An 18,023-nucleotide genomic window follows, 5' to 3' on the forward strand; every position below is an offset into this window, starting at 1 on the left:
CACGCGCGACGACGGCTAAAACATCCCGATGGGCACCGGCCCACGCGTACTGCAGGTCTAGAACGGAAGCTGCGGATCGTCGGGTGGATTCGCCTGGAGCTCGTCCAGAATCATCGCCTCCAGATCTTCCGCCAACTGATCGTGCGGCGTCGCCGGGACCGGCTGATTGTCCTCGATCCGCTGCGCGATGAGCGATTCCGCTAACGCTTTGAATGCCCCCGATTTGTGCATCCACACCCGGTCCACGACCCTCACTGCCACCGTGTTCGGTTTGACGTTCTGTGTCTTCCACCGATCGGATTCGCGCGCCAGCATCGCCCGGTCGTACTCCTGCTGGATCTGCTGATCCAGCCCCGCGATATACGCTTCCTTCTCCTGCTTCATATCCGGGGTCACCTGTGAGTACAGTTCCTCGGCGAGCACCATCTCCCGCGCTTGCCTCCACGCGCTCTCCCGCGCCTGGACTTTGGTGCGGAAGCTCGGTGTCTGCCCCGGCGGGGTCCACTCCTTCAATGCTTGAGCTTCGAACATCTCGGCTGCGGCCTCGGTCATCTGCTGCAGCCGCAACGCTTCCCGCTCGATTTGATCCTGCTTCTCGGCCAGGCTCAGCCCCGGGCCGAGCCCAACCCACTCGGTCAGAATCCGCTGTGTCTCGCTCACGATCTGCTGATCGATTCCCTCGACCAGTTCCCTGTCCACCATCACCGTCGCTCCCCTCACCGATATTGAACTCGAATGCGCCCTGATCCTCGTTCCGCTGCGCCACCCGGCCTCCTCGTATTCACCCCTGAACTCGGGTTGCAGCGCCCCGCGCGCGACCGCGGGAGGGGCGCGACATGCCTACCGACCCTAGCAGCCGGTAACATGCAAAACCCTTTTGACCTGGGTGTTGAGCGGCCGGGAGTGTCCGATAAAGGGTGGATCTGATCTTGGCATTGTTAGTTTCCGCTCGGGTTAATGCGGCCTTCGAATGCGATCGCGAACGCGTTGAGCGCTGGCTTCCACCTCACTGCCCAGCGTGCCTTGCCGCGCCCGGTTGGGTCCAGGGAACGGGTCACAAGATAGAGACACGTCAACGCGGCCTGCTCGGTCGGGAAGTGCCCGCGCGCCCGGATCGCTCTGCGGTAGCGCGCGTTGATGCTTTCGATGGCGTTCGTGGAGCACACGACACGCCTTATCTCCGGGTCGTAGGCCAGAAACGGCACGAACTCGCTCCACGCCTGGTCCCACATCCTGACGATCGCCGGGTAGCGGGGACCCCATTTGGCTGCGAACTCGCTGAACCGCTCCGATGCTGCGGCAGCGGTTTTAGCGGTGTACACCGGTTTGATGTCGCGGGCGATCTCGTCCCAGTATTTGCGGGAGCAGTACCGGAAGGTATTGCGCAAGAGGTGGATTATGCATGTTTGAACCACCGCTTCCGGCCACACGGTATTCACCGAGTCCGGCAGCCCAGTCAGCCCGTCGCACACCACGATGCACACATCGGCGGTGCCGCGGTTTTTGATCTCGGTGAGCACCTGCAGCCAGTACTTCGCACCCTCTCCGCCCTCCCCGGCCCATAGGCCGAGGATGTCGCGCTCACCGTGCACGGTCACGCCGATGGCGACGTAGATGGGGCGGTTGGCGACCTGGCCGTCCCTGATTTTGACGTGAATAGCGTCGATGAACACCACGGGATACACGGCATCGAGTGGGCGATTGCACCACTCGGCCATCTCCGCGACAACCTTGTCTGTAATCCGGGAGATGGTGTCTTTGGAGACTTTCGCCCCGTAGATCTCGTCGAAATGCGCGGCGATCTCCCCAGTGGTCAGGCCTTTCGCTGTCAACGACAGCACGATCTCATCGACGCCGGTCAACCGGCGCTGCCGCTTACGCACAATCACTGGGTCGAACGACGCATCGGTGTCGCGCGGGACCTCGATCTCAACAGGCCCGATCTCGGTCAGCACCGTTTTCGGTCTCGTGCCGTTGCGCGAGTTGCCGCTTCCGCGCCCCGACCGGTCGTGCTTGTCGTAGCCGAGATGCTCGCTCATCTCCGCTTCCAGCGCGGTCTCCAGAACCCTCTTTGTCAGCCGGTTGAGCAGCCCGTCCGGCCCGACCAGCTCCACGCCCTGCTCTCTGGCCTGCGCGAGCATCAGCTCCGCGACAGCCTTCTCATCCAATGTCTCCGCCACGGGATCCAGTGTTTCGGTCACCTCGGTTCCTTCCCACCAAGCAAACGCTCAGCGTGTCGAACCAAGATCAGATCCACCGATAATCAGACAGTCCCGAGCGGCCACCGCTGGGCGCGAGTGCCTAATAATAATGCGTTTGGTAGCGGACGGGTCGCGATGCAGAGTAGATGATGAGCATGATGATTGCGGGAAGGATAAATATTCCAGCGAATGCGCCGAGCACGGCACTCGTGGCGGTTCAGCCGGTGGTGTGGCCTGCCCATGCGCGGATGCGGGTCATACGGTTCTCGCGGGCGCGGGCGGTGTGCCCGATCGTGAGGAGCTGCTCGAAAAGCCGGGCTTCGGGTGCGGTGCGCGCGGCCTGATCAAGAGTGACCGCGGCCGCGGTGTAGGCGCGGCGCGCGGCCGCGGCCGCAACGAGGTAGGTCAGTGCGGGCAGGTGCAGCGGGTCGGCAGGGCTGGTAGTCGCGGCGGTAAGCAGCCGGGCCAGCGTGGTCCCGTGCTGCCCGCTGGTTTTCCCCGTGGCAGTGAGGGCAGCGAGGATCGCTGCGGGGTGATAGTCCCGCCCGTCTGTGATGCGCTCAATGATCACCGCGGCGAGCTCGCCCGCGGCGGGCCGGTAGAAATCGGCGGGACCGATCAGCCCGGCCGCGGTGGCAGCGAGGTGCTCCGGCGCCCACATCAACGCCCCAAGCAACTGCACCTCATAGGCTTCCGCATCCGCCCCGGCAGCCTCAGCGAGGTCGCCCTCGCTGATCAGGATCGTTTCCTCGCCCAACTTCCCTCTTCCTAATTCTGTACCGCCGTATTTCTGTCTTTCCGTGTTTACGTGTTGAGGTTGACCCCACAAACGTTTGTTTTTGATTGGTGGAGTTTAGCTACTGAGGTGGAGGACTACCGTTGCTCGGGACAGGGGGAAGACCTCGCAGGTTTCCCGCGGGGTGCCCCGGTTGGCCCGTATTTGCTGACCTTGGCACAGCTTGCCGACCGCCATGTGCGGGGGACGTTCGCTGACGCGACGGCCACACTGTCTGCCGCTTTCAGGCTAGCGTCGCGTACGGTTCCAGCGAGCCGCTAGCGACCACTGGGTCTAGCGACTTGCAGGGTCCTCTCCAAGTCTGGGTATGTGTAGTAGCTACCAGGCTCTTCGTCCTTTTCACGCACGGTGGCGAGAAACTCTTCGAACGCTTGGGCCCGCTCACCGCCGAGGTGCACAGTGGCGTGAAACAACGAAACCGCAAGACCGGGCATAAGTGCCGCGATGCGGCATTGGTCGTTGGCGGCCCATTCAACAAGCACCGACTTAAGATCTTGCACCGACAGGTACGGCGCGTGCTGGACTGCAAGCTGGCCAGCTTGTTCGCCCACGCGGAAGCTGTAAGCCTCTTTCACGGAACTGATCACGGTCGGGACGAAGTACCGATCCGGGTGCGCGGCAGCGATGTTCGTCCGGTGCAGTGGTGCCAGTGTGGAGTACTGCTGTTCAAGGATCGGCAGACGTTCGCGGGCGAGGTCTTCTCGAATCAGCGCAAGGTATGCTGCTGTCTCCACAGGAAGCGGCTCCCACGTGTTAGCCGCCATCGGAAGCTGACTTAGCTGCTCGTTGATCCGGCTGGCAAGTGCCGGATCAACCATGTCCCAGAAGAAGTCCTGATCACCGAGACGCAGGAGCGCGCGTAGCTGTGTAGCGCCGTCCAGTGGCTGAAATCGCGCACTGAGATCGACCACAAGACTTCGCACTAGTTCGCGATCTCGAAGAGCGAAGGCTTTGACGGCCGTCGCCATCCGGTCGGCGTGTTCAATCGGCGTCAGCGGCACTGTTTCCGGTGGTGGGATCTCGAGGAGCGCATGCTTCGCCGCGAGGGACACGATGTTGCGGCGGGTCGCCGTCCGAACTCTGTCGAAGAAGGTGGCCTGGATATGCGGCGTTGTGGGCACGAAGTACGTGTCGCAAATGTAGGCCTTGAACTCTTCGAGAACCTTACGACCTTGGGTGGGTGGGTGAGTCAGGAGCGTTGACAACGCTACCGCTAGATGGGCACGGGCAATCTCGGGACGAGGATCGTAAACGTTGCCTAGCCCCCGGAGTGACGGATGGACGCACAGGTTGCGATCCTCGCGGATCCGCACCAACTCGCGGGCGCCGATAGAGTCGATAAATTCGAAGGCCTCGGCCTCAGCCAGAAGTGTGTCTTCGATCTCGCGCATAGCGCGTACACCGGGCGGGGTGATGCCCTGGGCTTTAGCGCTGCTGAGCTTGTCACGGAAGTCGGCCGCTTTGGCGTCGCCATCATCTGCAAGACGGGTGAGTTTCGAGATGATATCGGCAGTGACCGCAGTCCAGGTGGCGGCGATGGAAGCGCGAAAAGCTCCGGCGTTGTAGCACCGCCATGCCTCATCAGCAAGCGGGCGGACGGCGGGACTCCACACCTGGCCAACATATGTCTCCAGATCCATCACGACGGACCCTTTCATTCCGGCTTTCCCTATCGTGGCATTGCCTGGAGTGCTTACCCGGTACGAAAGTACGGAGGGCGCGATCGATCGAGTGTGGCCAGTGTGAACTCGGCGACGCTACATGCCTCTCTCACTACTAGGCGCGCAAGTTCGGGCGGTACGCCGGTTGGCAACGTCCTTCCATGGCCTGTGCCCTGAGCATTCCTCAGCTCGTTTACTTGCTCGGCGATCTTCCAGGCGCTTTGCAGGATTGCTTTGATGTTATTTGCTCCGGGTGTGTTGCCTGCGACTTGTTGCGGAAGGATGTTCAGCCGCTCGCGGGCGAAGTACCACAGCTGTGGAAAGTCGGTCTTCTCGTTGATCGGCCAGTTCAGTTCGTGGAGCACGAACTTCGCAATAGCCTCAAGTAGATCTTTCGCTGATCCGAGTGCCAGCGCCGGGTCGCCGTCGGCTTGCTGCAGTCGGTGCAGCTGCTCATCGAGGGCGGGCCGACCTCCAGTATCGAGGTCTACTGGAGCAGCGTTCTGTAGTTCTCCCTCGTCTGATAGCTTCCATCCCTGCTTCTGAAATGCGGATTGTGCTCGGGTAAGCACATCACGCGGAATCAAACCGTCGTCGAAGAATCCATCGGCCCGCAAGTCTCGTAGGAGTGCGTCTACCAGCTCGCGCGCTTTCGCAGGCCGCCGAGTTGCAGCTCCCAGCACAGTGGATACTCGGACTTCCTTGCTGGGGGTGCGTGTCTCGGAATCGTAAGGGTCCGAATCGATATACCCACTGCGGCGGAATGCTGCGCTGAGCTTCGTGTGGGTAGGGCCGGTACCGCCGCTGTAGAATCGTGCGACGGTGGCAGCAATGTCGTCACTAATGGGTGGTCGTGTCACAACCTGAAATCCTAAGCTCAACTGCTGACAAGGTCGCGTGCCAATCGCGCCAGGATGCTTTACGCAGAGTCAGGAGCCCAACCCGACATATGTTCCGTTTCGTTGTGACGACACCAGATGTCGGGCGTTCTCGGTGGACATCCACTCCTCAACCCTAGTCCTGCCCTGTCGCAGGAGATGTCAGGTTGGGGTACACCCCAACACCAGGTGCCAGCAGCCTGCCGCGGTCAGAGCGTCAGTCTGCGGATCAGTGGTCTGATCCTCTGTTGATACTCGCGCGTATCCCAGCATCGTCACGCCTGCAGCGTCTCATAACCCACTGACACGCCGATGTTTTGCGCTCAGTGTTTCGAGCATGAGTTTTGATGCATTCGGTTCCTGGCGAAACCGTGTCCCGGACGGTAAGCGTTGAAGTGGCTCATAAACGGGGATTTTTGCTGCCGTTCGATGCGCGCGTTGTTCTGCGGGAAGAGGTCTAGGTCGGCGACATCGTCTTCTTCACTGATCTGGAAGGTGTCGGTGAGGACGATGCCCTCGAAGGGCTGGTAGTCGCTGCCATGGACGCCGTGGAAGGTGGCTTCGATGTTGACGGCGGTGATGTAGTAGGCCAGCAGCATGATCTCGTTGGCGTGCAACTCGCTGGCGTATTTCCCGAGTGGCCCGATCCCCAGCATGTGCAGCCCCGCCACCTGCAGAAACTCGGTCATCGCCGATAAGCACCTGCCTGTCTGGCGGCACGGGAAGCCGACCTAGCCGACAAACTGAAGGACAAAGCGCATGGCGGCCGTCCACCGAGAACGGCTGCAGAAACAACTCGACGACGTCCGCAGGGTCACCCTTCAGGAGCCACGATGACGGAACAGGCAGAGAAGCGCACCTCGCCCGTCGCGCCGGCAACCGAGGGTAAGCTGCGTGAGGCGATGCGGCGACTCCTGACCGGGACGGCGACCAAGACCGAGGGCCGCCTGACCAAGGCGAACCTGCACGTCGAGGCGGGGTCAGCCCGCCACCATGAACCGGGCAACGCAGATCACCGCCGAATGGGACGCCGCCGTCACCGACGCGGCGCCCCGAGAGGCTAAGTACACCAAGCTGGAGGAAGAGATCCAGACCCTCAGACGCACCGTCGCCCGACTCCGCGAGGAGAATTCGGCCCTGCAGAAGAAAACCAGGCCACGATGGCGGTGTTCGCCGACCAACGCGCCCAACTCCTCGCACTCCCAGAGCAGAAAAACCGACAGAGTCGGTCGCAGTCCTGTGTGGCCATCGCCAGAAGCGGGAGCGCGGCGCGGCATGAGACCGCGATACAGCCCGCGACGCGACAGCGCAGGGCCGTGCCCCACACCCGGCCAACCACCACAGCGCGACACCTATACTTTAACGACCCTCACCAGCAAGGATTCCTCTATGGCCCGCCTGACCTTGCCGCAGCTCGAACGGCACCTCTTCTCGGCGGCCGACGTGCTGCGCGGATCGATGGAGGCGTCGGCCTACAAGGAATACATCTTCGGGATGTTGTTCCTGAAGTACTCGTCGGATCAGTTCGAGGCTGAGCGTGAGAAGGTCATCGCCGACCAGCTTGCCAAAGGGCGTGATCAGGCCGAAGCCGAAAAGCGGGCTGAGAACTCGTCGTTCTACAAAACCTTCTACGTCCCCGAACGTGCCCGCTGGCCGTATCTGCGCGACCACGCACACAAGCAGGTCGGTGACGAACTGAACAAAGCACTACAGGCCCTCGAAGAGCGCAACCCCGCCCTCGATGGCGTGCTTCAGCACATCGACTTCACCCGCAAGGTCGGGCAGTCGCAGATGTCGGACAAGAAGCTGCGCGAACTCATCATGCACTTCAACAAGGAATCCTTGCAGCAGAGCCGCTTTGAGTTCCCGGACCTCCTCGGTGCCGCATACGAATACCTGATCAGTGACTTCGCCGATTCAGCCGGAAAGAAGGGCGGCGAGTTCTACACGCCCCGCTCGGTTGTGCGCCTCATGGTGCAGATCGCCGACCCACAAGAGGGCATGAGCGTCTACGACCCCTGCACAGGCTCGGGTGGCATGCTGATCCTGTCCAAGGACTATGTCGAAGAGAACGGCGGCAACCCCCGCAACCTTGCACTGGCCGGGCAAGAGAAAGACGGTAGCGTCTGGGCTATTTCCAAGATGAATTTGCTGCTGCATGGCATTGCTGACGCCGACCTGCGCAACAACGACGACGGCACGCTCGAAGATCCTGCCCACATTCAGGGCGGCGAGCTGATGCGTTTCGATCGCGTCATCACTAACCCGCCGTTCTCGCTGAATTACAGCAAGGACGCCATCCCGTTTCCTGAACGCTTCCGCTATGGCTATACCCCTGAGTCCGGCAAGAAGGCCGACCTCATGTTCGTCCAGCACATGCTCGCCGTCACCCACACCGACGGCATGGTCGCCACCGTCATGCCGCACGGCGTGTTGTTCCGCGGTGGTGATGAGGGTCGTATCCGGTCGGGCTTGCTTGACGACGACATCATCGAAGCCGTCATTGGCCTCGGCCCGTCCTTGTTTTACGGCACCGGCATTCCCGCCTGCATCCTGATCCTGCGCCACAAGGGCTCCAAGTCCATCGAACGGCAAAACAAGGTGTTGTTCATCAACGCTGACCGTGAGTACCGCGAAGGTCGCGCGCAGAACTACCTCGAACCTGAGCACATCGAGAAGATCGTCTCCGCGTACCGCGAGTTCGACGACATCCCCGCGTTCGCCAAGGTCGTCAGTCGCCAAGACCTGAAAGAGAACGACGACAACCTCAATATTCGCCGCTACGTCGACACCACCCCACCCCCAGAACCACAGGACGTGCGCGCCCACCTGCACGGCGGCATCCAGAAGACCGAGGTGGCCGCTAAGTCAGAGCTGTTCACCACCCACGGCCTCAATGTCGACGACCTTCTGGTCGAACGTGACGCCGACTACCTCGAATTCGTGGCCACTATCACGGCCAAACGTCAGCTCAAGGAACTGATCGAGACCAACACTGGGGTCACGGGAGCCGAGACTGCCGTCACCCGCGCGATCGAAGCCTGGTGGAAGACCGAACGGCACTGCTTCACGGAGCTCGAGGCGACCTCGGACCTGATCGACCTCCGCAAGCAACTGGTCTCCACTTTCCAGACGACGCTGCAACCCGTCGGCATGCTCGACCGCTTCCAGGTCAGCGGCATCATCGCCAGCTGGTGGGGTGACAACCAAGCTGATCTCAAAACGCTGGCCAACATTGGATTCAAAGGCTTGATCGACGCCTGGGTCAGTACCGTGCTCGACGCTCTCGCGGAGGAGAAGGCGAAGGTCGACCCACTTGACCACAAGGTCGCCCGCGCCCTTTTGCCCGAGTACCTCGAGGGCTTAGCGACGATCGAAGCTGTAGTTGCCGAACTTGATTCGACCATCAAGGCTGCCACGGCCAAACCCGACGATGACGAAGCCGACGAAGCTCCAGAGGAACTATCGCCCGCCGAGCTCAAGAAGCTGAAGGCGCAACTCACGGCCGCTAGGAAACAACTGAAGGCGGACAGAGCCGGGTTCGCGCAGAAGTTGAGCGATGCTAGTCAGGGACTCGATGACTCTACTGCACGCGAACTTGTCCTCGATTTGTTCCAGACCAACATCCTCACCGTGGCCGACCAACGTGTCACCCGACATAGGCGAAGCATTGTCGACTCGTTCGAATCTTGGTGGGACAAATACCAAGTAACGCTCGCCGATCTTGAAGCTAATCGTGATTCTGCGGCCGAAAAACTTGCCGGGTTCCTCAAGGAGCTCGGATATGAGTGACTGGCGGACGACCACACTAGGTGAGATCGTCGACGTGCTCGATTCGCTGCGTTGTCCGATCAACTCAGAGGAACGAAGTAAGCGCCTCGGCGACGTGCCCTACTATGGGGCCAACGGTCAGCAAGGTTGGATCGACAAACCGCTATTCGACGAGCCGCTAATTCTGCTGGCCGAGGATGGTGGGAATTTCGACGATTATGCACGAAGGCCGATCGCGTATCGAATTACTGGACCATCCTGGGTCAACAACCACGCCCATATCATTAGAGCCGTACGCGGAAATGATCAAAACTTCGTGTACTGGAGCCTAGTCCATCGCGATATCCGCCGGTTCATCTCGGGCGGTACACGAACCAAACTTACTCAAGCGGAAATGCGTTCGATCGAGCTCAAAATCCCCGAGTACGAGGAGCAGCGGCGGATCGCGGAGATCCTGGACACGCTGGACGACCAGATCCGCGCCACCGAGCAGATCATCGCGAAGCTCAAGCTTGCTCGGGCAGGACTAATGGCTGATTTGGTGGAGCGTGACGATCACCGGCATTCGGATCGACACTGCATCGCCGATTTGGTGGCACCAGGCCAGTTTGGATCTGCAATCGGTCCCTTTGGAAGTAATTTGGTAGCCTCCGACTATCGCAATTACGGAGTTCCCGTGGTCTTCGTCCGCGATATTCAATCCGGGGTATTCGATAGTAAAAGTCAAGTATTTGTTTCTCCGCGCAAGGCGCGCGAATTAAATTCCCATCGGACCGACCCGGGAGATGTGCTAGTTACCAAAATGGGCGATCCCCCAGGTACTGCGGCGCTTCACCCGGCAGATTTTCCTTCTGGCGTAATAACTGCGGACATAATTAGGATCCGTCCGAATGGCAATATTGTTCTCCCTGAATGGCTGGTTATGTACATAAACTCACTACCAGTCAAGCAGCAGATTGGAATGATTGCAGCCGGTGTGACCAGGCAAAAGCTCACCCTTGCCGACTTTCGAAAAGTCACAATTGCACTACCTGGCATTGATATACAACATCAAGTAGCCGAGAGGGTCGCTTCCGCTGATCACCTAATCGCCCAAGAGAAATCCCGTCTTGAAAAGTCGCAGATACTCAAGGTGGGACTCATGTCGGATCTGTTGGCAGGTCGAGTCCGTGTACCTCTGGAGGCTGCCTCGTGACTTCCGGCGCCGAATACACGGAGTCCGAGAAGCCGCTACTGGATCAGCTGATCAGCCTTGGTTGGCTCCATATCGAAGGTTCGAAGTCCGATCCTGGTGTGACTGGCCGTGAGTCGTTTCGAGAGTCGCTCGTCGAAACGACTCTACGAAAAATGTTGCGGCAGATTAACCTCGGACCCGACGGCGAGCCGTGGCTGGATGATTTGCGCCTGTCGGAAGCCGTCTCTACCTTGACGCGCACCGAAACGGGCAAGTTGATCGAGATCAACGAGCGCATGACTGATCGTTTGCTCGAAGGCGTCTCGGTGCCCGGGCTGCCCGATTGGGATCAGGGCCGCAACCAGCGTGTGAAGTTCATCGACTTCGATCATCCCGAACGAAACGACTTCCTCGCAGTTAATCAGTTCCGGGTCGATGAACCTGGCGGACAAGCCAAGAAGTTCGTTGTGCCGGATGTCGTGCTGTTCGTCAATGGCATCCCACTGGTGGTGATCGAGTGCAAAAGCCCGTATGTCACCGACCGTATGGCGGCGGGCATCAATCAGCTGCGCCGCTACGCTAATCAGCGCGACCTGGGTGCTCCAGAAGGCAACGAGCGACTGTTCTGGACCAATCAGTTCGTTGTCTCGACCTACGGGGATAAAGCACGCGTCGGTACCTTCACTTCGGGGGCCGAGCACTTCCTGGAATGGAAGGACCCCGCACCGCTGAGCCGCGATCAACTGGCTAAGCAGCTCGGCAAGCCCACAGCGGAACTGACCGGGCAAGAACTCTTGGTTGCCGGAATGCTCACCCCAGTGAATCTGCTCGACATCGTTCGTCACTACACGCTGTTCACCGAGTTCGGTGGTAGACGGGTCAAGCTGGTAGCTCGCTATCAGCAGTTCCGAGCCGTTAGCAAAGCACTCGTTCGTCTCCGCACCGGCAAAACCCGCAAAATTGACGGTGAGCATGACCGTCGCGGTGGGCTGGTCTGGCATACCCAGGGGTCGGGCAAGTCCCTGACCATGGTGTTCCTGGTGCGTGCGATGCGGTCCGACCCCGCATTGCGAGCTTTCAAGGTTGTGATCATTACCGACCGTACTGACCTGGAAAAGCAGTTGGCCGCGACAGCCAAGCTGTCGGGCGAGGCGGTTCAGCGGGCCCGAAAGTCGTCCAAGCTGCGCACTATGTTGGCCGAGCACGGTCCCGCCCTGGTGTTCGCCATGATCCACAAGTACCGCGACACCGATGCCGCCAATTCCGATGAGGGGCTTGAGGGTGACGACAAGGCCGAGGCCTTTGGCGTACTTAACACCGATGAGTCGATCGTGATCATGGTCGATGAGGCGCACCGTTCCCAAACCTCCACCTTGCACGCCAACCTGATGGCGGCACTGCCGAACGCCGCCAAGATCGGCTTCACCGGTACACCGATCATGCGCGCTGGCAAGAAGCGCACCGAATCGGTCTTTGGTGAGTTCATCGACAAGTACACAATCCGCCAGGCAGAAGCCGACGGTGCAGTGGTCCCGATCTTCTACGAAGGGCGCACAGCAAAGGGTGCGGTGGCCGGCGGCAGTGACCTCGATGAATTGTTTGAGGATATGTTCGCCGAGCTCAGCGATGCTGAGGTCGAGGAGCTCAAGGCCCGCTACGCCACAACTGGGGCGGTGGTCGAAGCGCCCAAACTGATCGCAGCGAAGGCGAAGTCAATGCTGTGGCACTACGTCTCGACGGTCATGCCGAACGGATTCAAAGCGCAGGTCACCGCGTCGAGCCGACTCGCGACGGTGCGCTACCGCGAAGCGCTGATCGCTGCGCGCGACGACCTGGTCGCGCAGATTGAGGCACTGCCAGCCCCTCTGCTCAACGCTGATGCAGACGTCGACCAGCTTGACCGCAAGACCCAAGTTCTCGTGCGAGCCGCTGACCAGTTAGAACTGCTCAAGGCACTTGAATTCGTTCCGGTGATCTCGGGCAGCAACAACGACGATCCGACGTGGGCGCAGTGGACAGACAAATCACGCCAGGACGCGGTGATCGAGGACTTCAAAAAGAAGCTGGGGTTGCCCGGCGAGAAGGCCAGCCCGGTCGCATTCCTGATCGTGCGAACAATGCTGCTGACCGGATTCGATGCACCTATCGAGCAGGTTCTCTACCTTGACCGCTCAATTCAAGACGCGGAACTATTACAGGCCATCGCCCGTGTGAACCGCACTGCCACCGGCAAATCCGTCGGACTGCTTGTCGATTATTACGGCGTCGGTGCGCATCTACAAAAGGCGCTCAGGGCCTATGCGCCAGAAGATGCTGACGATGCGATCGGTGCGCTGGCATCGATCAAAGACGAACTGCCGAAGCTGCGTGACCGTCACGCACGGGTCATCGCGATCTTCGCTCAGGCTGGAATCGACACATTCGATACTGCACAGGACGTTGAGGCGTGTGTCGAGGTCTTAGCCGACGAGGCGCTCCGCGCTCGATTCGGTGTTCGGCTCAAGGAGTTCCTATCGACGATGGACACTGTCATGCCGCGTCCCGAGGCCCTGCCGTTCGTCAAGGATGCCAAGCGGTTAGGCGTCATCTCACTGGCGGCCAAACGGCGATACCGTGACGACGGGCTTGGTGACTTCGACAGCTCGCTATTCGGCGAGAAAGTGCGGAAGTTAATCGACGAGCATGTCACCGCGCTTGATATTGCCACGAAAATCCCGCCGGTATCGATCACTGATCCCGACTTCCTCGCCAAGGTGCAGGGTCTTACGTCCGAGAAGGCCAAAGCCTCGGAGATGGAGCACGCGCTGCGGTACCACATTCGCAAGAATTTCGATGAGGACCCCGCCCGTTACACCAAGCTTTCCGAGCGGCTCGACGACATCCTCAACACTCTCACCGGCAAGTGGGACCAGTTGGCCCTGGCGCTTACCGAACTCCTCGATGACGCGCAGGACGACAGCAGCGGCGGCGCCGTCCACGAAGACCCGCTGGTTGCGCGGTTCTACGGGTTGCTTGAAGCTGAGTTCGCCACCGATGCGACACTGCCCGACGAGGTGCGGATCGACATTGTTCACCTCGCCCAGGACATCGTCGTCGAAATCGAACGAGGCGCGAGCATCGTGCGTTTCTGGCACAACCCGCACGCTCAGGACACACTGCGCAAACAGCTGATCCACACACTTGATGACCGCGACCTGTTCCCGTTCGAGGAACAAGAGCCGCTGGCCGACAAGCTGATGGAACTCGCTAAGGCGAACCAGTCGTTGCTCACCTCCCGGAGGCGGCAATGAACCCCGGCGTCATGACGCTGCGCCTCGACGGGATGTCCGTACCGGTCGACACCGGAGGCAGCAGCCGCAAAGCGAAGCTCACCATCGACCGTGATGGCAGCCTGCGCCTGACCGCAGCCCCTGACGTGGAACGCGCTGAGCTGGAGCGATTTTTGGCCTCCAAGCGTGCATGGATCTACGGCAAGCTCGCCGAGAAGGAAGCTCATAGCCACACGCCCGTCACCAAGGAGTTGGTCAGCGGCGAGGGCTTCCTCTACCTCGGGCGCAGCTACCAACTCCGCATCACCGACACCGATGATCACCGCGTGAGCCTGCGGCGCGGCAAGCTGATACTTCCGCGATCGCTCAGCGATTCCGGCCATCAGCACATCATCGCCTGGTATTGCACGACCGGCCTCGCATGGCTCAAACCGAGAGCCAAGGACTGGGCTGCCCGCCTCCGAGTCGACCCGCAAGCGGTCGAAGTCGCTGACCTCGGCAACAAGTGGGGAGCCGCACTCCCCAGCGGCCGTGTGCGCATCCACTGGGCAACAATGCAACTCCGCCCCACGCTGGTCGAGTACGTCCTCGCGCACGAACTAGCGCATCTTCGCGAAGCACATCATGGGCCTGCGTTTTGGCAGCTGCTCGGTCGGGTCATGCCTGACTATGACCAGCGCAAGAAGCAACTCGCCGACACGGGGGCTTCCTTGTGGCAAGGACATGCGGATCTCCGCAGCTCGTGAGGCGTGCGAGCCGCGACGCGGGGTGAGCCGCTGCGGTCAGCCGCCGAAACGTGAGCCAACTCAGGCCAGACGGTCGGCTTACGGCGCAATGCATACTGCCCCTCTGTGATTTACCCATAGGTTGCAGCTAGCCCTAGAGCAGCAACACCGATGGGTGCGAGGCTCATCGATATTTGCACGGCCCGGTGCTTCGCCCAGGCGATCTTGCTCATGTCAACTAGCTGCTTTGACAGCACGGGCAGGATAGGGCTGTTCTCCAGGTGTGCTTGCACAGCGTCAGGCGTCAGTTCTCGCAGGTGCCCGAAGTAAATGAAGTTGTTCTGCGACTCTTTAGCGAGATTCGTCGATCGGAGTCGCGGGCGGACCACCCATGCTGCAGATGCGACCGCTGCTACAAGCAGCAAGACACCGATGACGTACCAGAACAGCGACCATCCGGTTAGATCGCTAAACACGCGGCCCTTGCTCGACAGCGCAACTACTCCGGCTAGAACGGCGCTCTCGATCGTTAGGGCGAACGATGCCTTCGTGTCCACTTTGCCGGTCCAGTCGATCAGTGCCGAGTGGATCCTCCAGCCGGTGCCAACCGGGTCGGAACTGCTCATGAGAATTTCCAAGAGTAGCTGGTCCGGTAGTAGTCATAGTTCTTGCCACCCATTGTGAGTTGGCAGGTGCCTTTCCACATTTCTTTGCCGTCTGACAGTCGGTGCGATTGCGACAGTCTGCCGTAAGTCCCTTTACCGATTCGTGTGACATACCCGGCTGCTGCGTTCGCGCGAATGTCGCTCAGCTTGGCTGCTAGGTTGGGCGCTGGCCCGATCGAGATCATGTCATCACTGCCCCGAAACCCTGCGCGAGCAAGGAGAGTCTCGCCTGTGGCGATTCCGCTGCACTGTTTTAAGGTCCACCCGGCGGATTTGAGACTTGGAAACTCGGAGTGAACTGCAGGTGTGACAAGTTGGTCGACCGCCCACTTAATTCTCATGGCGGCTTTAACGGCACGGTCTTCCTTGTTTTCTCCCGTGAAGATGCCCATTACCCGATCGCCGTCGAAGCTTCGAATGTGACCTTCGTGAAAGCGCATGATCTTGGTGCTGACGTTGAGAAAACCTCGGAATACCCGTGCTGCCGCTTCCTTGTCGCCGATCGCGGCGAGACCCGAAGAGTTGAGCATGTCCGTGTAGAGGTACGTGGCAGAAACCAGCTTTCCCTCTGCAAAGCCCAGGTCGGTCGCCTCCGGCACTGAGGTGCTGGACTCCTGCTTCTTTGAAACAGACATCACCGGCTTGATCGTTTTGGCAATCTGCGCGTTTACATCGTCCAGCAAACCCAAGGCTTCCTCCTCTATCCAGGCTGGTTACGCTAGTGCAAGACTCTGACATGGATGCCTTACCCGGGCGCCACGCAAACGGAATCGAGCTGGCCCCGGTGTGGGTGCTGGTAATGGGGAGTGTGACTCAGCCCAGGGTTTGTATCGCTTCTACGGCGAGGCTGGTTATCTGCTTGCCTGCCTCCGTTCCGGCCGATACGGCCACTGCGCTGATTGCAGTTGCCAGCAGTGCGCGCAGCGCGCCTTTCTTGGCGTGAGGGTCTTTCGATGCCTCGCGGAGTTCGGCCGCGACAACCTGAGCACTGCTTGAGTTAGGCTCGTTCGAGGCAACATAGCCCTCAAGCGCTTCCACCACCGCCTGAATCTTGTCTGTCGCGCTTTCGAGACCGTGGGTTTGGCTAAAGTCTTGGCTGTTAACTGCGACGTTCGCTGGTCCGTGTGTGGTGATGTGGTAGTTGTTGGTCGCTCCCGTTGTGTTCGCTTGTTGTGGGGGATCGGGACAAACGGACAGCCCAGAGGCGACCTGGTTTTCGCCTCGCGAAGTGATGCGGGGACGTAGTACTCCACCGCCCCATACACCTGCGCCGGCAACAAGGCCCTGGTCCTTCAGATAGTCAAGTGCTGCGTTCACTTCTGGCTCAGTGATCGGGTCGGCCCGCCACTTTGCGGTGGTCTGAATGGAATTGCGATCAATATTCTGGGGAGCGTTATTGCCCTGAGCTTTCTCTTCGTACAACCAGAGCAGCAGGGCATCGCGAATGCTCCACATCCGATCAGCGACTGGACTCATTCGGACTTTCCCTCCATATTTTCGAGCGGTCGTGAAAGCAACGCTACGGGCGACGACGGACATGTTCTGACCTGAGTTAGCTCATTTCGTTAGTGCGTGAGTTCACGAAGCTGAAGGCCGGTCGATCAACACCTGGGTGTCGGCGTCGATGTCGGGCGAGAAGGTGTGCCGCTGACCGCGATAGGACCGAATCTGCCGATAAGGGGCAACCCTATTCGGAGGCTACCGAAGCTGCATCGGCTGGCGTGATAGTCGCGTCGACCGAGCCCTGGAGTGAGCCTGAATGCAACCGAAGGGAAAGAACCTAGCTGGACCCAGGATTCGGCTAGCTCGGCAGTCATGCAACAACGAAGCTAGACCACGAGACGAGTCCGTGCGACAACTAAATTGAGCGTGTTGCTCACAATGCGACAACTAAAGTGAGCAAGTCACCGAATGACTGAGCAGAGACAGTCCAATAGCAGTCTGACCTGGGTATTCACCTGAGGAATAACTCGATAGCTACAGACGCCGATAATTTATATTATGACAACTAGTCGCACTAGTGTCACTAGTCTTACCGATCCTGCCGGGATATCATAGGCCACATGAGGACGATCAGCAGCACCGAGGCGAAGACGAAACTCAACGCACTCCTCGCCGAGGTCGAGGCGACCGGTCAACCGGTGACGATCACCAGCCACGGCCGGCCCGTGGCGATCCTGTCGCCGTCGGCGCCGGCACCGCGCACCTTCGGTCAGCTCACGGGGAAGATCACCGTTCCCGACGACTTCGACGCACCGCTCGACGAATCTGAGCTCGGCCTCTGGGAAGGCCGCGAGTGATCACGCGCACCGTACTCCTGGACACAAACGCCTTGCTCTGGCTGACCGCAGCGCCAGAGAAGATGTCGCCACAGGTTCTCGAACTACTCGCCACACCGTCGACCGAACTCGTGGTATCGGCCGCGTCCGCCTGGGAAGTCTCGATAAAAACCAGCACCGGCAAACTCCCCGGCGGGCACGCCTTGCTCTCAGTCTGGGGCGAAACCATCATCCACCTCCGCGCGGAAACCCTCGCGATCGACAGCGCGGACGCCATCATGGCGGGGGCACTCCCCTGGCCTCACCGCGACCCCTTCGATCGGATGCTCATCACCCAAGCCGCCCGACGCGCGCTCACCCTCGCGACCAGCGACCCCACCATGATCCAAGGAGCACTCTCGCCGACGATCGATACCAGAAGCGATACCTGAGCCGCCCAGATCTGGAGAGACCGCGAACCTCACCGGGGTGGCAACTCACCTTCCTCGCTGTTCGGTCTGGAATGATCTGGCGTCTTGCTGGCTTACACCTCCCGGTAATGCCCGGCGAATTCGTGGTCCAACTGGCGTAACCGCCAGGCGAATTCGCCTAGACCGACAGAGCC

General features: G+C 60.2%; 17 protein-coding genes. 7 read left to right on the forward strand and 10 right to left on the reverse strand.

The genetic code is table 11. From position 1 onward, the window contains the following. Window positions 1-57 precede the first annotated feature (57 nt). The 7 genes from AS9A_RS22350 to AS9A_RS24280 form a co-directional block, all read right to left on the reverse strand. Window positions 58-702: a hypothetical protein gene (locus AS9A_RS22350; RefSeq protein WP_041452413.1), complete on the reverse strand. Its 645-nt coding sequence runs from the start codon at window positions 700-702 to the stop codon at window positions 58-60. Window positions 703-938: 236 nt separating this feature from the next. Continuing rightward, window positions 939-2,141, reverse strand: coding sequence for an IS256 family transposase (locus AS9A_RS22355; protein WP_237707999.1), 1,203 nt, complete (start codon window positions 2,139-2,141; stop codon window positions 939-941). 277 nt (window positions 2,142-2,418) lie between these two features. Then, window positions 2,419-2,958 (reverse strand): DnaB-like helicase N-terminal domain-containing protein, encoded by a 540-nt coding sequence (locus tag AS9A_RS22360; RefSeq protein WP_013798143.1) that lies wholly within the window; start codon window positions 2,956-2,958, stop codon window positions 2,419-2,421. 296 nt (window positions 2,959-3,254) lie between these two features. Next, a complete protein-coding gene (locus tag AS9A_RS22365; protein WP_013798144.1) occupies window positions 3,255-4,655 on the reverse strand; it encodes a hypothetical protein in 1,401 nt (466 codons plus the stop codon). 35 nt (window positions 4,656-4,690) lie between these two features. After that, complete coding sequence (locus AS9A_RS23035; RefSeq protein ID WP_013798145.1) at window positions 4,691-5,518, reverse strand: abortive infection family protein; 828 nt, start codon at window positions 5,516-5,518, stop codon at window positions 4,691-4,693. A 180-nt stretch (window positions 5,519-5,698) separates the two neighbouring features. Beyond that, window positions 5,699-5,809 carry a recombinase family protein gene (locus AS9A_RS25035; protein WP_148262680.1) on the reverse strand — a complete coding sequence of 37 codons (111 nt, stop codon included), beginning with the start codon at window positions 5,807-5,809 and terminating at the stop codon, window positions 5,699-5,701. 50 nt (window positions 5,810-5,859) lie between these two features. Continuing rightward, window positions 5,860-6,225 (reverse strand): hypothetical protein, encoded by a 366-nt coding sequence (locus tag AS9A_RS24280; protein WP_013798147.1) that lies wholly within the window; start codon window positions 6,223-6,225, stop codon window positions 5,860-5,862. Window positions 6,226-6,369: 144 nt separating this feature from the next. Between AS9A_RS24280 and AS9A_RS22380 the strand changes: the two genes are divergently transcribed. The 5 genes from AS9A_RS22380 (at window position 6,370) to AS9A_RS22400 (ending at window position 14,496) form a co-directional block, all read left to right on the forward strand. Further along, a complete protein-coding gene (locus AS9A_RS22380; protein WP_013798148.1) occupies window positions 6,370-6,600 on the forward strand; it encodes a hypothetical protein in 231 nt (76 codons plus the stop codon). 325 nt (window positions 6,601-6,925) lie between these two features. Beyond that, window positions 6,926-9,328 (forward strand): type I restriction-modification system subunit M, encoded by a 2,403-nt coding sequence (locus AS9A_RS22385; protein WP_013798149.1) that lies wholly within the window; start codon window positions 6,926-6,928, stop codon window positions 9,326-9,328. After that, on the forward strand, window positions 9,321-10,502 hold the full coding sequence (locus AS9A_RS23040; protein ID WP_013798150.1) for a restriction endonuclease subunit S: 1,182 nt from the start codon (window positions 9,321-9,323) through the stop codon (window positions 10,500-10,502). Before AS9A_RS22385 ends, AS9A_RS23040 begins: the two co-directional genes overlap by 8 nt. Beyond that, window positions 10,499-13,771: a type I restriction endonuclease subunit R gene (locus tag AS9A_RS22395; protein WP_013798151.1), complete on the forward strand. Its 3,273-nt coding sequence runs from the start codon at window positions 10,499-10,501 to the stop codon at window positions 13,769-13,771. Before AS9A_RS23040 ends, AS9A_RS22395 begins: the two co-directional genes overlap by 4 nt. Continuing rightward, entirely contained in the window at window positions 13,768-14,496 is a 729-nt protein-coding gene (locus tag AS9A_RS22400; protein ID WP_013798152.1) for a M48 family metallopeptidase, read from the forward strand. The genes AS9A_RS22395 and AS9A_RS22400 overlap by 4 nt, the downstream gene beginning before the upstream one ends. A gap of 110 nt (window positions 14,497-14,606) precedes the next feature. Here the strand turns inward: AS9A_RS22400 and AS9A_RS22405 are convergent, their stop codons facing one another. The 3 genes from AS9A_RS22405 to AS9A_RS22415 form a co-directional block, all read right to left on the reverse strand. Beyond that, window positions 14,607-15,101 carry a Pycsar system effector family protein gene (locus AS9A_RS22405; protein WP_013798153.1) on the reverse strand — a complete coding sequence of 165 codons (495 nt, stop codon included), beginning with the start codon at window positions 15,099-15,101 and terminating at the stop codon, window positions 14,607-14,609. Continuing rightward, window positions 15,098-15,829 carry an adenylate/guanylate cyclase domain-containing protein gene (locus AS9A_RS22410; protein ID WP_148262671.1) on the reverse strand — a complete coding sequence of 244 codons (732 nt, stop codon included), beginning with the start codon at window positions 15,827-15,829 and terminating at the stop codon, window positions 15,098-15,100. The genes AS9A_RS22405 and AS9A_RS22410 overlap by 4 nt, the downstream gene beginning before the upstream one ends. Before the next feature lie 124 nt (window positions 15,830-15,953). After that, window positions 15,954-16,616, reverse strand: coding sequence for a hypothetical protein (locus tag AS9A_RS22415; protein WP_013798155.1), 663 nt, complete (start codon window positions 16,614-16,616; stop codon window positions 15,954-15,956). 587 nt (window positions 16,617-17,203) lie between these two features. Between AS9A_RS22415 and AS9A_RS22420 the strand changes: the two genes are divergently transcribed. Continuing rightward, window positions 17,204-17,440: a type II toxin-antitoxin system Phd/YefM family antitoxin gene (locus tag AS9A_RS22420; RefSeq protein WP_013798156.1), complete on the forward strand. Its 237-nt coding sequence runs from the start codon at window positions 17,204-17,206 to the stop codon at window positions 17,438-17,440. Then, window positions 17,437-17,850, forward strand: coding sequence for a type II toxin-antitoxin system VapC family toxin (locus AS9A_RS22425; RefSeq protein ID WP_013798157.1), 414 nt, complete (start codon window positions 17,437-17,439; stop codon window positions 17,848-17,850). The genes AS9A_RS22420 and AS9A_RS22425 overlap by 4 nt, the downstream gene beginning before the upstream one ends. Window positions 17,851-18,023: the final 173 nt, after the last annotated feature.

Source organism: Hoyosella subflava DQS3-9A1 (assembly GCF_000214175.1).
Classification (GTDB): Bacteria; Actinomycetota; Actinomycetes; order Mycobacteriales; family Mycobacteriaceae; genus Hoyosella; species Hoyosella subflava.

Bases quoted from the DNA above. Each gene is read 5' to 3' on its own strand.
- AS9A_RS22350 (WP_041452413.1), bottom strand. From the start codon at position 702: ATGGTGGACAGGGAACTGGTCGAGGGAATCGATCAGCAGATCGTGAGC.
- AS9A_RS22355 (WP_237707999.1), bottom strand. From the start codon at position 2,141: ATGCTCGCGCAGGCCAGAGAGCAGGGCGTGGAGCTGGTCGGGCCGGAC.
- AS9A_RS22365 (WP_013798144.1), bottom strand. From the start codon at position 4,655: ATGAAAGGGTCCGTCGTGATGGATCTGGAGACATATGTTGGCCAGGTG.
- AS9A_RS25035 (WP_148262680.1), bottom strand. From the start codon at position 5,809: ATGCTGGGATACGCGCGAGTATCAACAGAGGATCAGACCACTGATCCG.
- AS9A_RS24280 (WP_013798147.1), bottom strand. From the start codon at position 6,225: ATGACCGAGTTTCTGCAGGTGGCGGGGCTGCACATGCTGGGGATCGGG.
- AS9A_RS22380 (WP_013798148.1), top strand. From the start codon at position 6,370: ATGACGGAACAGGCAGAGAAGCGCACCTCGCCCGTCGCGCCGGCAACC.
- AS9A_RS22385 (WP_013798149.1), top strand. From the start codon at position 6,926: ATGGCCCGCCTGACCTTGCCGCAGCTCGAACGGCACCTCTTCTCGGCG.
- AS9A_RS23040 (WP_013798150.1), top strand. From the start codon at position 9,321: ATGAGTGACTGGCGGACGACCACACTAGGTGAGATCGTCGACGTGCTC.
- AS9A_RS22400 (WP_013798152.1), top strand. From the start codon at position 13,768: ATGAACCCCGGCGTCATGACGCTGCGCCTCGACGGGATGTCCGTACCG.
- AS9A_RS22405 (WP_013798153.1), bottom strand. From the start codon at position 15,101: ATGAGCAGTTCCGACCCGGTTGGCACCGGCTGGAGGATCCACTCGGCA.
- AS9A_RS22415 (WP_013798155.1), bottom strand. From the start codon at position 16,616: ATGAGTCCAGTCGCTGATCGGATGTGGAGCATTCGCGATGCCCTGCTG.
- AS9A_RS22420 (WP_013798156.1), top strand. From the start codon at position 17,204: ATGAGGACGATCAGCAGCACCGAGGCGAAGACGAAACTCAACGCACTC.